Raw genomic sequence first — 14,487 nt, 5'->3', positions numbered from 1 at the left:
CACTATTTCCTCATCATATATGAAACCGTTACCGCCAACAGCAGCCCGGTGACCACATCCGCCACATGGTGCTGATGAACCAGCAGCACAGACAGCACAATCAGCGCCAGCCACAACAGAAACAACAGCGTCAGCCCGCGTCCGGTATGGCGGATAATGGCCAGCACCGCTGCACACGACCAGGCCACATGCAGGGACGGCACCAGATTATGCGGGTGATCCAGTGCAAACAGTGTCGTGTACATTGTCTGATACAGCGGGGATTCCGGCACCTGCCGCACAAAGCCGAGCTGCGCCGGAAACAGAAAAAAGATCACGCCGCCCAGTAATGTCATCACTATAAAGGTAAGTGCCAGCTGCCGGTGCTCCCGGCGCGGCAGAAACAAAACCGGCATCAGAATAATCAGGTAAAACGAGCAGTACACCCAGATAAAACCGGGCACAAACGGGATGTGAAGTTCAGCCGGAAACCACAGGGCATACAGGCTTTCGCGCCCGGCAGTATACGCATTCATCAGCGGGTAAACCGTGAAAAACACCACGCTGACCGGAATACACCACAGCAGATAACTGATCACCCGGCGGGAAAAAGGATCCGGCTCGGTATTCATTCATCCCCCTTATTTTAAACCAAAACGCATCCGGTGTTTTTTATGCACCTCTTTGCGGAATAACAGGGTATAACGCCAGAATGTTGCCATGCGCGATACCGATTGCAGCGTCAACCGCAAATCAGAAAAACGGCGGATAATCGACGGCACACTGTTAAAACGGCTGCGTGCGGCGTGACACAGTTCAGTCAGGGTTTCCGGGCTCATATTGGCAGGCTGAAAGGCTGCCTGATTAAAGCGGTATTCCGGATGCAGCCACCATTTCCCGTCAAACAGCAGGCGGTTTTCCTGCGCCAGCTGCTGATACAGCGGTGTGTTCGGGTACGGCATCAGAATGTTATAGGCGGCGAAAGCAAAACGATTTTTCAGGGCGAATGCCACGGTATCTTCCACAGTTTCTGCCGTATCGTGGTCATACCCCAGGGTAAACGCCGCCCAGGTCTGCAACCCGAAATCCCGTAATACCGAAATTTCCTCACGATACTGTGAAAATATCCGCATATTCGGCGATTTTCGCGCATCCCGCAGGCTGTCCGGGTTGATGGATTCAAATCCCATCACATTGCCCCAGCAGCCGCTCTGCTGTAACAGCGACATCAGACGGCGGTTGCGGGTCATATCCAGGCTTGCCTGGCTTATCCAGTGAACATTCAGCGGGATCAGCGCACTGCACAGCTCACTCAGCCTGCGGTGATCCGATGCAATGTTGTCATCAACAAAAAAGATAAACTTCGGTTTCTGTGTTTCAATCTCCCGCACCACTTCATCGATCCGGCGTATATAGTGCTGCCGCCCGAAATAACGGCTGACCGCACAGAAGCGGCAGGCGAAGCGGCAGCCGCGGGTAAACTGCATCAGGCTGATCGGCAGATACCCTTTACCCCGGAAGATATCCCGGCGCGGCAGACAGCCGCACCGGTTATGATCGACCTGACCGACCCCGGCCGGGGCATCATAGCGCGGCTTCAGGCGGCCTTTCTCCGCATCGCGGATCATCTCTGTCCAGCGGGTTTCCGCGTCACCGGTAAAAAGGCTGTCGCAATGCTGCGCTACTTCCTCCGGTAACAGTGTGGCGTGGATACCCCCCATCAGCACCCGCACATCACGGGCCCGGTATTCCGCCGCAATCTCATAGGCGCGGCGGGCGGTAAAGGTTTCCACCGTGATCGCGACCAGATCCGCCGGTTCATCATAAGGAATCGCTTCCATCCGGTCGTCATACAGCACCACTTCCACATCCGGCGGCGTCAGACCGGCGAGCACACCGAGCATCAGCGGCTCCATCCGCCCCTCATCCGCATACAGGCTGTGCTCCTGACGACCGATATTCGGTTTAATCAGTATCAGTTTCACCCTTTTTCTCCCGGGTGTATTCCCTGCTTGCGGGCGATGTCGCGGTGCGAGGCGATATTATAAAGCCAGGCGACCAGCAACGTGCGCCAGCCGCGCCGGCTGCCGGCACGGCACAGTCGCCGGATAATGGACGTATAACGGTAAAAACGGGTACGGACATAAAAACACCCGGCAGCCAGCTCCGCAATACTCATCCCGCCCGGACGAAAAGCCGGTTCGCCGTAACGGAAATCCGGATCGAGCCACCAGGCCGGATAAATCAGCCGCCCTTCTGCCCCGAGTCGGGCGTACAGCGCGGTACCGGGAGTCGGGATCAGCAGGTTGAAATTGGCAATCGCCAGTTTGTTACTCTCCGCAAACGCCAGTGTGCTGCGGAGTGTCTCCGGCGTGTCTTCGTCGTAGCCGAAAATAAAAGTACCGTAAACACAGATACCACGCCGGTACAGCGCCGCCAGCACCGCAGCATAATCCGCTGCCGTATGACTGCGGGATTTTCCCATCCGCTTCAGCGTGGTTTCATTCAGGCTTTCAAACCCGATCAGCACAAAGCAGCAACCGGCAGCGGCCAGTTTATCCAGCATCTCCTCATTACGGGCGATATCGATACTTATCTGGCATCCCCAGCGGCGTTTCAGCGGTGTGAGCATCGCCAGCAGTTCATTCAGCACCCGTTTACCGGCAAAGAGATTGTCATCCACAAAAATCAGAAACCGCTTTGCAGGCAGCGATAAAATTTCATCCCGCATTTCATCCACCGGCCGGGTACGCACACCTTCCGGGTAAAATGCGCGGATAGAGCAAAAATCACAGGCAAACCGGCAGCCGCGCGAGAACTGCACCAGTGACACCGGTGCGTAGCGCTTGCCCTCAAAAACAGTCCGGTCAATACGGTAACCGGCAAGCGGGCGGTCATGCGCGCCCCGGTAACGGGGCTTCAGTGCATTCTGTTCACAATCCGCCAGCATCTGTTCCCACGCCCCTTCCGCATCACCGAGCAACACGCTGTCCGCATGCTGCAGTGCTTCATCCGGCATAAAGGTGACATGACAACCGCCCATCACCACGGTTTTACCCTGGTTGCGGAACCGGTCAGCCAGCTGATAACTGCGCCGCGCAGTGAACGTTTCCACCGAAATGGCAATCAGATCCGCATCCGGCAGTGATTCCGGGATGTTATCCAGCCGGTCATCATAAAATGTCACCCGGTGCCCCGGCGACAGCGCAGCAAGAATGCCGATCGCCAGCGGTGTCATGGCATCTTTCGTGCGGTAATCCCCCATGTTCGGGTAGATAAGCACGATATTCACAGCAGTGCTATCTCCGGCCAGACAATGCGGCCGTCCCACTGAGGCGCGGCGGTCAGATCGACGCCGTAAATCCGGGTACGGTAAACCGATGCCCCGGTGCGTTTAATCACATCATTGGTGCAAATATGCCCGGACGGCAGCCCGACAGTCATAATCGGCGTAGTGCAATGCAGTAACGCTTCCTCAATCAAATCCGGCAGTTTGGTATCGTCAGTACAGGCCAGGAATGACAGGAAACTCTGCGGAACCACGTCTCCCGCCACCGGCATCTGCGGTCGCCGGGTCATCCCGGCAAAGGCGTTGTAAAGCGGGCGCAGCATCTTCATTTTGCCGGAGTAACCAGCCACAATCACCTGTTTGAATGACCGCTGATCCCAGAGCATGCCGCAGGCCACCAGCTGCCCGTTCTGATAGCTGCCGAGCACCGTGATGCCGGTCTGCTGCATGGCTTTCAGATTCAGCGCCGGTGCCAGCTGACGGGACACGGATTCTTCAGCAAAGAAGCGGATCACATCCGTGTAATCTTCCGGCGGCACCACTTTCCACAATCCGCGGTTTTTACCTCTGCTTTTGCTGATCGCCAGTGTGCTCATGCTGCTCAGCGGCCGGTAGAGCGGCAGCCCTTCCACGCCCCGCTCCAGCAGGCGCCGGGCCAGTAAATTATTTTCTGCAATGCTGGTGTAACAGTGATCCGGTGTCGGCAGCTGACGCAGATAAGAAAATCCGGCCTGTAACACTTTCAGGTGATTGCGGTATTTCGGTACAATACGCAGGCTGCCGAGATAGCCCATCTGCGCTTCTTCGCCGTTAACCCGGCCGGTCTGTATACTCAGCTGGCACATACCGACCAGAGTATCACCGTCCCTTGCCAGTGCCGGATAAATCTCACCGAAATCATCTTTCGGGGAAAAATAACCGGGCCGCCGGGTCATCACCAGTTCCCAGTCACCCTGCATGGTATTCTCTTCAAGGAGCCTGAGTAAATCCGCGATATGCTCCGTTGTCGCATCAATAACCTCTATCATTTAACCTCTGCTAATTTACCCTGCCAATTCTCATCACCGAGCGGATAGCCGTTGCGGCAGCTGATTTCACGGTGATGCAGCCAGTTAATCGGGAAATAGTTGCGAAACATAAAGAAATCGCCCCGGTTACGCCAGCTGCGCTGAAGAATTGAACGTGAACTGTAAAATGCCTTCCTTGCTGAGAGGCACCCCTGCGTTACTGCCTCCGGCGACAACTGTGCCGGACTGAACGGCAGTTCGTTGTAGCGGTAGTTATCATCGAGCCACCAGTGCTCAAAGCGCAGACGATTTTCCTGCGCCAGCCGCGCATAAAGCGGCGTTCCCGGAAACGGCGTCATATGGTTAAATGCCGCGATATACATGCTCTGTTCGCGGGCGTAAGCCACCGCCTCACCGAATGAGTCCGGCGTATCGTGGTCATAGCCGAACACAAATGTGCCGTAAACGGCAATATGATGGCGGCGCAGATTTGCCAGTGCCTGACTGTAGCCGCCCTTCATGGTGTTAAAGCCTTTTTTCATCTGCCGGAGATTGGCTTCATTCAGGGATTCAAAACCAATCAGCACCCCCCGGCAGCCTGCCTGTGACAATGCGCGGACAAATCCCTCATCATGCGCGGCATCAATACTCATCTGGGTCACCCAGCGGATCCCGGCGTTCGCCAGTGCAGGCAGAAATTCACGGCTTTCCCGCAGACTGCCTGCGAAATTATCATCCACAAAGAAAAACAGATTTTTTGTCCCTTTGAGACCCGCCAGCTCCCGCAGTACATGATCCGGATCGCGCCGCCGGTAACGCTGCTGATAGAACGACTGTACTGCGCAGAACTCACAGTGAAAACGACAGCCGCGCCCGGTTTCCACCAGCCCTATCGGCAGATAACGTTTTCCCGCAAACAGGCTGCGGTCAACACGGATACTGCGCAGATCGGTTTGTGTTCCGTGATATTCCCGCTGCAGTGTACCGTGGCGTAAATCATCAATCATGGTTTCCCAGACAGATTCCGCCTCTCCGGTGATAATGACGTCCGCAAAGCGTTTTACTTCCTCCGGCATCAGCGTGGCATGGAATCCGCCCATCAGTACCGGCACACCACGCTTTCTGTATTCACTGGCTATCTGGTAAGCGCGCTTTGCCGTGTAGGTTTCGACTGAAATTGAGATCAGATCTGCCGGTTCATCAAACGGGATCAGCTCAAGGCGATCGTCATAAAACCGTGTGTCAATATCCGCCGGTGTCAGCCCTTTCAGTGCCGCGACCGGCAGCGGCTCCATCTGCCACGATCGCAGATAGGTTTCGCCGCGCCGGTGACCGATCGCCGGATGAATAAAAGTCAGGCGCATCAGTGGCTGCCCGACTTCGCCGGACGGTGTTCAACCGGCCAGTCACAGGTGTAATACTGATGCAGATGATGCGCATAGAAGCGGTAACCCAGGTTTGCCGTCAGCGCCAGCGGTTTAAAGTTACGCGCCTGCCACAGCCGTTTCGCGATACTGCGGTAACGGTACACTTTTTTCCAGGCACGTTCGTGCCCCAGCTCAAGTTCACGCGCACTCATCAGCGCCGGACGGAACACCACATGTTGTGCGTCATACAGTGACCAGTCCGTGGTTAAAATCCGTTGTTCTTCCTCAAGGCGCTTAAACAGCGGCGTGCCCGGAAACGGTGTCAGCACGGAGAAACGCGGCAAATCAATGCCGGCGTCGATAGCCAGCTCCACCGTGCGGTCAAACACATCAGTGGTATCGTGATCCAGACCAAACACAAAACAGCCCTGAATCGCAATCCCCAGCCGGTGCAGATCACCAATCAGTTCTTTATAATCCACCGAACCGTTAAACTTCTTCCCGGCATCTTTCAGGCTGCCGTCACTGACCGTTTCCAGCCCCAGCAGCAGCCCTTTACAACCGCTGCGGGCCATCAGCTCCATCAATTCGTGGTTGTGGGCTATCAGCACAGTGGATAAACCGAACCACTGAATATTCAGCGGGATCAGCGCGGTAAACAGCCGTTTGGCATAACCGATATCTGACACCAGATTCAGATCGACAAAAATCACTTTCCGTTTGCCGGTACGCGCCACATAACGGCGGATATCCTCAACCACCCACTCCACCGGATGCTGAAATTGCTTGCGCCCCCAGGCACTCGGCGCGACACAAAACTCACAGTTGTGCGCACAGGAGCGTGTCGCCTCAAAAACGCCCTGGGTAAGAAAGTGTTTCGCATCAAACCGCTCACGTTCCGGAAACGGCAAATCCGGAATATCAAGGGTAAAATCTGCCCCCTGGCAGTATTCGCGCTGCATATTACCCGCCATAAAATCGCGGATAAGCTGTGGCCAGCTCTGTTCGGAATAGCCGGTGCAGACCGTATCAGCGTGCTGCAGTGCCTCCTGTGGCAGCAGTGTGACATGCGGTCCGCCAAGCACGACGGGGATATTTTTCGCCCGCATCTGCGCCGCCAGTTCATAAGCACGCGGCGCGTTCCCGGTGATCACCGTCATTGCAACCAGGTCAGCGGTGAAACCCTCCGGCAGTTCCTCAATACTTTCATCGATCAGACGGATATTAACCGGCAGGGATTTCGGCACCAGTGCGGAAAGGGTGGTCAGCGTCAGCGGCTGATAACGCAGCGAACGTTTGAAAATTCCGCCCCGTTTGCGGTACAGCGGCCCTTTCGGCGAAAGCAGCACCAGATCCAGCGGCCGTTGCGGCGTATAAACAGTCTGTATCATCACGGAAACTCCCTGATCTCAAACATGGCACGCCAGTCAGGCGAGGTCAGCAAGGCCGGGATTTTAATTTCTCCCAGCCGTTTTCCCCGTTGCAGCTGCCGGTGAAAATAGTGCTCCGCCGGCTGATGCAGGCGGAAGAATGTCAGCGGTTTCAGTTGTCCGATACGACGGGCGTAGTGATACTGCGGATTGGTACACAGATAGCGTTCAGTGTCCTCACAATATGCCTGTGCCTGTGTCTCAGTGCAGGTATCGCTGAGCAGCAGCACATAGCCCTGCTCATCCGCTGCCAGCACGGCAAAATCCTGCGATGGCGGTAAACCGGCACAAACGAACGGATCGGTCAGCTTTTCGCCGACCAAATCACTGCATATTCCGTCACGCCCGCAAAAACGCAGCTGCGGCAGCCCTTCCGGCGTGTGGCCGGTACACAACACCCGATCATCGGTCTGATAGCGGTACAGCCCGCTGTTGGTGGTGACAATCACACTGTATGTTTCACCGGGCAGCAATTCATCCGCTAAATATATCTGCCCGTTATCCCGGCGGAATTCATAAAAATTACTGTCTGCACTCAGCTGCGGGTCACCGATGTTAGACGGAACCGTGATTACCGCCTCGGTGGACAGCAACCCTTTGCCCTGAAGCGTCACGCCGGGAAAGCGCATCATCAGCGCCTGTGCCGGTGAGGCGGACGCCGCCTGATCCCAGCAGCTGATCAGCGCCAGCTGCGGCCATAACAGCGCGGTATTCTGCTCCTGCAGATAACGCCGGTAACGCACCAGCGCCGCCGGGTCAGCCTTCAGAGAATGCCCGGCAATGTCCCCGCCGTCGCGCAGCAGTGCGGAAATCTCAGCCTGCCGGGTATCAAGAGCCGTAAGCAGCGGAAATAAAAATACCGGGCTCCAGACGGATATCAGACGTAAATCCGGGCACTGCAACAGATAAATCAGGGTCAGTAACTGCCAGACTGCCGCATCCTCAACCTGTGCCAGTGTCAGCGGCACAGCCGATAATTCACTGAACGCCGCCAGATTATCAGTCCCCAGATAAAGCGCATCACCACCGCCGACCGGGATACCACAGGGCGTTTTTGTCGTTCGTGTCACTGCCGGGCTGAGCGCCCAGTAAACATGGCCGGTAGTCAGATCAAAACGGCGGGTCACATCCCGCAACCAGCCGGTAACGGCGAGACGAAAATCGGTTAACCCGGCAGCAGTATAAGGCAGCAGTTTGCCGCCGCTGTGACTGCCGCCGGTCAGCTCAAATGCCGGAACCGGCGCACTGCACAGCAGGTTTTTTCCCCCGGTCGTCATACGGGTGATAAAGGGGCTTAACTCAGAATAGGTTGTCAGAGGGACATTCCGCTGATAATCCGTCACGGATTTTACAGCGGAAAAATGATACTGCCGCCCGTATTCACACGCCGCATTCGCCGCCAGACAGGCGGCTAACCAGCGGGACTGTCTCTCACGCAGCGTGCCCTGCGGAGGAACAGACGGCATCCCGGAACGGAAATGCTGCCAGGCATTATCCATAGCAGAACTCAACATCAGGCTCTTCAAAGAGTGACTGATAACGTTTTGCCACATTATCAGGCGAAATCTCACACAGGCAGACCAGTTCATGGCCGCAGACATAATGCGGATTTTTATGCAGGAAAAAGGCAACGTCCGGCTTACTGCGCTGCGCGTCAGTAACCGTAGCCATTGTGCGGTTCAGATAGCCAAATGCCGACGGGCATTCCACCACACCGCGCACCGGGTTATAGAGTGAACCGAATTTATCTTTTGCCAGTTCCGCCACCAGCCGTGCCAGTTCCGGCTCTTTGACATTGCCGCTCCAGTGCGGATAAAAGGTCTGCGCGAGTGTGCTCATGTACCGGTAAGTGCGCACGCCTTTCACCAGCAGAAACCAGAACACCCGTTCGCCGGGGCATTCACTGCGCAAAAGCGCAATACGCCGCAGCCAGGCACCGTGCAGCGTTTGCTGCTTCCAGTGGGCGGGATGCACAATTGTGTCGCCGGAATAGACAATCCGGTGTCCGCGGAACGGGTAAAATTGCAGGGTACTGAACCCGGCCATTTCATCCCCTGACATCAGAAACAGAACTTCCTGTTTATGATCGAGATCTGATAAAAACTGTGCGCCGTCACTGCCGGTGTAATACATAAAATAGAGTGAGGCCATTTCCTGACGCTGCGCCTGTGTCAGGGTTTTTACAGGCTGAAAAAATGCGCGATACGACATTCCGCCGTCTCCTCCGGTAAATTTACCCGCACTGCCGCTTTTCCTTAAGTGGAATGCCTATCTTAGCGACCTTCATTTCAGAAACAATCAGCGATGCCTGAATCTTTGTTTAATATCATGAAAAAACATTGCATATGCCGTTTACGCACCTTTTCCTGCCGGCGCTGGCCGCCGGAGTATCCGGGATAATTCTTCTTATTTATAAAATAATGATAATTTCGGATTAATAAGATTGTCATTATTTTATTATGCGTCATTCTGCGTCAATCAGACTTCCCCCATATTTCAGCAGCCGGATTTCGCAGTATCATCAGTGAACAATTTCCCGGCATTCCGCTGTTCAGGGAACACTCCCGGCCTGTAACCGGTGCCGGAGCGGAAGCCCCCGTAGTTCCGTTCTAAAAACCGTGACAATCAGTGAGTCACAAAGGGAAACGTTAATGGAAATAACCTCCGATCAGAAGCGGACAATTTGTGCCATGCTGGCTGAACAGGCCGGACACCCTGTCCGCAGCGCAGAAATCACGGCCTTGTGTGATGATGAAACCATCCGCGCAGCCCTGCTCGTCCTCAGCAGCCTGATTGACGTAAAATACCGTGAAGTCTCCGCCGCACTGGCAGCTGCCAGCGCTGAACATGAACGCAATAATCCGCAGATGATGATGGGCAGTGCGCTCGCTGACAGCACACTTTCTGCGCCGGCGGATATGCCTGTCTCACAGCCGGACACAGCTCAGACCGCATTCCCGCCTGCTGCTGAACCGGACCTCCTCATTGTTCCGTCTGCACCTGAAGGGCCGGTTATCACGGATAACACCACGGTTACAGAAGAACAGGCTTCTGCAGAAATTGACCGTTTATCCGCAATATTTGGTCAGCATGCTTTTCTTCCGGATGAGCCCGCAGCGACTGAAACACAACATTTATCTGCTGAGGATCATTCGGCAGAGTTGACTTTTGTCTGCAACGAGGCTGCGCCAGCAGACCCTGTGATACCACCGGCTGACAACGGCACCACAGAATCTGCCCCGGCATATGCTGAACCGGTGATAATAAATCAGTTTTCACCACCTTCTGATGATGAATCCGCAGAGTTCACCTTTGTATACAACGAACCTGCGGCAGCAGCATCCGTTACACCGGCAGCCGCAGACAATACTGCACTGACCGCCTCTGTATTCAGTGATAAATCCCTGTTTCCGGAACCTGCTGCCCTCAGTGATCCGCTGAAAGACGGCAACTGGCTGTTTGACGACCTGGATACCGATGACACTGATACGCCGGTAATCGGAGAACTCCCGGAACCGGCAGAAATTGCAGCAGGCGATAACATTGTTGCCGCCCCGCTGACCACAGACACACCTGCCGGATCAACCCGTGATACCCTGCAGGATAACAGCTGGTCATTCAGTGCAGATACAATCCCCGCTCCGTTACAGGCGGAATCTGCAGAACAGAAGCCCTGGGGGCTGACGGCGCTGTTTGCTGCGGGGAAAGAGAACATTCCGCCACAGGCAACAGCGGCACCCGTCCGGGAGTCTGCGGAAGAAGACGCTGTTACACAAAACACCTCTCATGAAAATAAGACTCCTGCAACAATGCCGCCACCTTCCGGGCAACCGGGAATCCGGGTCAACATCGCCCGCGCCCGGTTGCTTGAACCATTCAGTTCACCGGTCACCGCAACACTGGATGACGGACGGGAGGTCACTATCCTCGGTATTTATTTCCAGCGCAATATCGGTCTTAGTTTTAACGACAAAACCGGTAATCTGCACGGTACCCCTACAGAATACGGTGAGTTTCCGGTGCGGGTGATATGGGAACTGGCACCGAAAAAGCGTTTTTCCTCCGACATACATTTTTCCGTTGATCCCGGTTCACACATTTCCACGCCGGCACCGGCCGGCTTTCCTCCGGTACAGTAAGCTGCCCGCCCCTGTCTGCTGAAGCACAGGGGCATTTCCGGCAGTGCATTATTTTTTTATCATAATTATTTCTCAGCTGCCGCTGTGGCAGTAAATGGCCTCAAAAATGAGGTACTGTTGCAATTCTCCCATCTTCTGATTTTTTCTGACTCAGTCCGTAACAGGTAAACCGCCCCTCTGCAGCCGTTCCCGGTACAAGTTTCCGGATAAAAAAAGGAAATGGCCTGTGATGTCTGCCGCCTGACAAAGATTGAGTCCAGATAAACGGCAGTGTTTCCGGAATAAATAATCGCCCGGCCCCCGCAGTCTGAAAACGGCGTACCCCTTTGATATGCTGACGGACATAGCTGACCGGCTGCGTTTTTTCCGGCACGGGTAAAATAGGGCTTAACCGGATGTACGGATAAAAAGGAGACAACCGCACAGCAACTGCCAGCGACTCCAGAGCAGAATAATCCCCGGCCAGCAGACGCAGACGATTTCCGGCTGTTTGCTGCTCCCGGCAATAATCCGGAAACGCAACAGCCACCGCACTGTCGTTTTCACCGGTTTTATTCTCTGCCAGTATCAGATGAAGTTGCCGCCAGATTTGCTGGCGGAGAAATACAGCCGATATCAGTGCATCGGGCAGGATCCTGATTGTCTGATAAAATCGCATCTGTTTACCCCACGCCGCCGAAAACACCGCCACGAATTAACACTGCCACGATATAACTTTCTTCATGTTCAGTGAGTTTCTCCCCGCCGACCCATTTTTCAAAGAGCGTATAAAAATCCTGCCCTGACCCCGGCGGCCGGAATACCGCCCCCAGATGTGTGACTGCGCCAAAGGGATCGGCAGCAATCGCTCCCGCTCCTGCGGATGGTTCAGAAAAAGCCGGATACCAGGTATCCACCGAGCGCAAAGCATTGCCGATTTTTTGTGAATGCATCCCCGCAATACCATCAACATTGCAGAGTATCCGGCTTTTTCCGCTCTTTCTTTTGTTGACCACAAATTCACAGCTCGGATAAACCTCCTGTCCCTTTCCGGTTATCATTCTGGCGGTAATGGCCAGCAATAACGCGCCATCATCACCGCTCAGTGCGGCGGCAATATGTTTCCCGAGATCACTGACGATATTATCCGTCTGATCAAAATGACGCAGGCTGTACTTCCGCGCATCAAATACCCACTGCTGTTTTTTTTTCGCACTGAGATTATCCACAACCACATCAATCTGCTCTGCGCCAACCCGGTTCCGCCACAAAAAACGGCCACCGGCAATATTATGTGCATACCGCCTTGCAGGCTCACGGCACTGTTTTCTTTCCAGATAATCCGTCATTACTGCCTGATAGCGCTGCCGAAAGGTTTCATTATTGCAGGCAGCCGGATATTTCAGCCCGCCGGTGATTTTCAGTGAGAACCGAAATATGAGCACATTCTGTTCCGCTCCCAGCATGCAGTAATCCATATACTGAATATTAGGATTATGAATTTTTTGTCCGGACGTTTTTTCATCTGCTTCCCGGTTTTTCCGGCGGAACGCAAATGTTCCCCGGATCGTTCTTACCTGTATATTCAGCGGAGTAACCGGTGAATCCGGATGCTGTGATGCGCCGGAAAAAATACCGTCAGAAGGGATCAGTTTTTTCGAAAAGGATAAAACTGACGGTATATTTCTGTACCCGGTCATTTTTTCTTTTTTATTTAATGGTGATTTCCCTGCTGACACAAATAAAGATCCTCGTCAGGTAAATAGTGATAACCCCACAACATATCCGAAGGATGGCGTAATTTATCCACCGGCCGGAATTCCCCCAATGTAATAACACTTTCCGCAAAACGGTGAGGTATACCTTCTGCCCTGGCATTTTTCACTGTTCCCGGCGGAGAAAGCCCCTGATATCCGGTGACGACCGGGATCAGCATCGTACCGGGAACAGCGGTATATTTCAGTAATACCGCCATTGCATCCATTCCGCTTTTCATAGCATTTATCATGACATCCCGCCGCTCCAGTAATACGTACCCCGGTGCAATACGTTGCCGTAATTCACACCAACTCTGTTTGTTATCCGGAAAGATGCCTGTCTCCTGTCTGCCTGAATCAGTAATATCCCCCCCGGCAATCTTCAGCATGTTTATTGCCTCCGGTATTGCAGTGATAACTTCCGTATTTTTATCTTTTATATTTTCACCGCAAATAATCAGTGACACATTGAGATGACAATATGCCTCCTCAGTCAGCGATGGATTTCTGCCTTTTTTATCCGGTGGTTTCCGGCTGTTCAGTACGGAATACACCATTTCACCGGGCTCTGCATACAGTTGCAGATGACAGTGGTGACAAATAATACCGGCATAATTAAACCTGACTGACGAAAATCCGCATTTTTTCACTTTTCGCTCAAGCGCATGAACAAATCCAAGCCAGGCCGTGACAGCCGGAAAACCAACTATCAATGCACCGGATAACGCATTGGCATTCCGGATAAGGATATTTTTCAGCAGCAGATAATTAATGGCCACGGTAACGTTCTCCGGCACTGACCGTTCCCGGAGGGACTGATAACAACAAACAGGCTTTTCCTTTATTACGCATATTAAGTGCAGAGATATTTTGCGGTTTAGATCCGCCGATATGAATAACAACAGACTGACCTGAGAATACACCGGGTATACCAAACCGGCGGTACAGTTCAGATAATAATCCCGACGGCGTCAGTACTGACAGTAAATGATAACCCGCTTTACATTCTTTATCCGGTACAGGAAAAAAAACCTGTTTTATTTTTGCGTGTGTTACCGGTATTCCGCTCTCGGAAAATATCTGCAAAAAACCGGCACGCAGTTCCCGGTAATCTTTTCCGCTGAAAATTTTCTTTGCCAGTTCACTTTCTTCACACAAATGTGTCAGTAATGTTTTTCCATCCTGCATTTTCAGCATCAGGAACGTATATATTTCCAGTGCAGCCGCATTACCTTCAGCATCAGGCGGAACAACCACATTACCGGACCGCAGAAAGCCATCATTTTTCTTTTTGACCTCCGCCAGCACCGCACTCACTTTGCCATCACGATTTTTGCGGGCTTCCGGATGTGCAAAAGCAAAAGGATGTGTCGTCAGCGACAGTTGTTTCGCGCGACCTGCAGCATCTGACAACCATTGCAGACGGGAAAAATCAGTCATTTTTTTTGACATCTGAAGTTTTGTAAAAAATGCAATAATCTCCGGATCCGGCATAGAATATCCTTTTCTTAAATAATTTAACCTGATAATAATGCAGAGG

At 53.5% G+C, this 14,487-nt stretch carries 13 protein-coding genes; 1 reads left to right on the top strand and 12 read right to left on the bottom strand.

The genetic code is table 11. The annotated features are described in order from the left end of the window. Nucleotides 1-2: 2 nt before the first annotated feature. The 8 genes from U868_RS0108535 to U868_RS0108500 are packed head-to-tail and all read right to left on the bottom strand — an operon-like array spanning nt 3 to nt 9,283. Nucleotides 3-611, bottom strand: a complete 609-nt coding sequence (locus U868_RS0108535) for a phosphatase PAP2 family protein (RefSeq protein WP_025152927.1) — start codon at nt 609-611, stop codon at nt 3-5. Between the two features lie 9 nt (nt 612-620). Further along, the gene (locus U868_RS0108530; RefSeq protein ID WP_025152926.1) at nt 621-1,964 is read right to left on the bottom strand and encodes a B12-binding domain-containing radical SAM protein; all 1,344 of its coding nucleotides are present in this window, start codon (nt 1,962-1,964) and stop codon (nt 621-623) included. Next, nucleotides 1,961-3,271 carry a B12-binding domain-containing radical SAM protein gene (locus tag U868_RS0108525; RefSeq protein WP_025152925.1) on the bottom strand — a complete coding sequence of 437 codons (1,311 nt, stop codon included), beginning with the start codon at nt 3,269-3,271 and terminating at the stop codon, nt 1,961-1,963. Before U868_RS0108525 ends, U868_RS0108530 begins: the two co-directional genes overlap by 4 nt. Next, nucleotides 3,268-4,296, bottom strand: a complete 1,029-nt coding sequence (locus U868_RS0108520) for a hypothetical protein (protein ID WP_025152924.1) — start codon at nt 4,294-4,296, stop codon at nt 3,268-3,270. Before U868_RS0108520 ends, U868_RS0108525 begins: the two co-directional genes overlap by 4 nt. Then, entirely contained in the window at nt 4,293-5,639 is a 1,347-nt protein-coding gene (locus tag U868_RS0108515) for a B12-binding domain-containing radical SAM protein (protein WP_025152923.1), read from the bottom strand. Before U868_RS0108515 ends, U868_RS0108520 begins: the two co-directional genes overlap by 4 nt. Further along, nucleotides 5,639-7,033 (bottom strand): B12-binding domain-containing radical SAM protein, encoded by a 1,395-nt coding sequence (locus U868_RS0108510; RefSeq protein WP_029990903.1) that lies wholly within the window; start codon nt 7,031-7,033, stop codon nt 5,639-5,641. Before U868_RS0108510 ends, U868_RS0108515 begins: the two co-directional genes overlap by 1 nt. Then, nucleotides 7,033-8,586 (bottom strand): GH3 family domain-containing protein, encoded by a 1,554-nt coding sequence (locus U868_RS0108505; protein WP_240182693.1) that lies wholly within the window; start codon nt 8,584-8,586, stop codon nt 7,033-7,035. The genes U868_RS0108510 and U868_RS0108505 overlap by 1 nt, the downstream gene beginning before the upstream one ends. Then, nucleotides 8,564-9,283: a hypothetical protein gene (locus U868_RS0108500; RefSeq protein ID WP_025152920.1), complete on the bottom strand. Its 720-nt coding sequence runs from the start codon at nt 9,281-9,283 to the stop codon at nt 8,564-8,566. The genes U868_RS0108505 and U868_RS0108500 overlap by 23 nt, the downstream gene beginning before the upstream one ends. A gap of 440 nt (nt 9,284-9,723) precedes the next feature. Here U868_RS0108500 and U868_RS25915 point away from each other — a divergent pair, with 440 nt between their 5' ends. Beyond that, entirely contained in the window at nt 9,724-11,211 is a 1,488-nt protein-coding gene (locus U868_RS25915; protein ID WP_240182692.1) for a hypothetical protein, read from the top strand. A gap of 100 nt (nt 11,212-11,311) precedes the next feature. Here the strand turns inward: U868_RS25915 and cas6f are convergent, their stop codons facing one another. From cas6f to U868_RS0108475, 4 genes are read right to left on the bottom strand one after another with little or no spacing between them, the layout of a single operon-like run. Next, nucleotides 11,312-11,869 (bottom strand): type I-F CRISPR-associated endoribonuclease Cas6/Csy4, encoded by a 558-nt coding sequence (gene cas6f, locus U868_RS0108490; protein ID WP_025152919.1) that lies wholly within the window; start codon nt 11,867-11,869, stop codon nt 11,312-11,314. Nucleotides 11,870-11,873: 4 nt separating this feature from the next. Further along, nucleotides 11,874-12,890: a type I-F CRISPR-associated protein Csy3 gene (gene csy3 / locus U868_RS0108485; protein ID WP_025152918.1), complete on the bottom strand. Its 1,017-nt coding sequence runs from the start codon at nt 12,888-12,890 to the stop codon at nt 11,874-11,876. Between the two features lie 14 nt (nt 12,891-12,904). Further along, the gene (locus U868_RS0108480; protein ID WP_051583032.1) at nt 12,905-13,726 is read right to left on the bottom strand and encodes a type I-F CRISPR-associated protein Csy2; all 822 of its coding nucleotides are present in this window, start codon (nt 13,724-13,726) and stop codon (nt 12,905-12,907) included. After that, entirely contained in the window at nt 13,716-14,387 is a 672-nt protein-coding gene (locus U868_RS0108475) for a type I-F CRISPR-associated protein Csy1 (RefSeq protein WP_240182691.1), read from the bottom strand. The genes U868_RS0108480 and U868_RS0108475 overlap by 11 nt, the downstream gene beginning before the upstream one ends. Nucleotides 14,388-14,487: the final 100 nt, after the last annotated feature.

The sequence above is a fragment of the Morganella morganii H1r genome (assembly GCF_000633515.1).
In the GTDB taxonomy this organism is placed as follows: domain Bacteria; phylum Pseudomonadota; class Gammaproteobacteria; order Enterobacterales; family Enterobacteriaceae; genus Morganella; species Morganella morganii_B.
The sequence above is the reverse complement of the archived record's forward strand: the minus strand, read 5'-3'. Positions and strand labels throughout refer to the sequence as shown.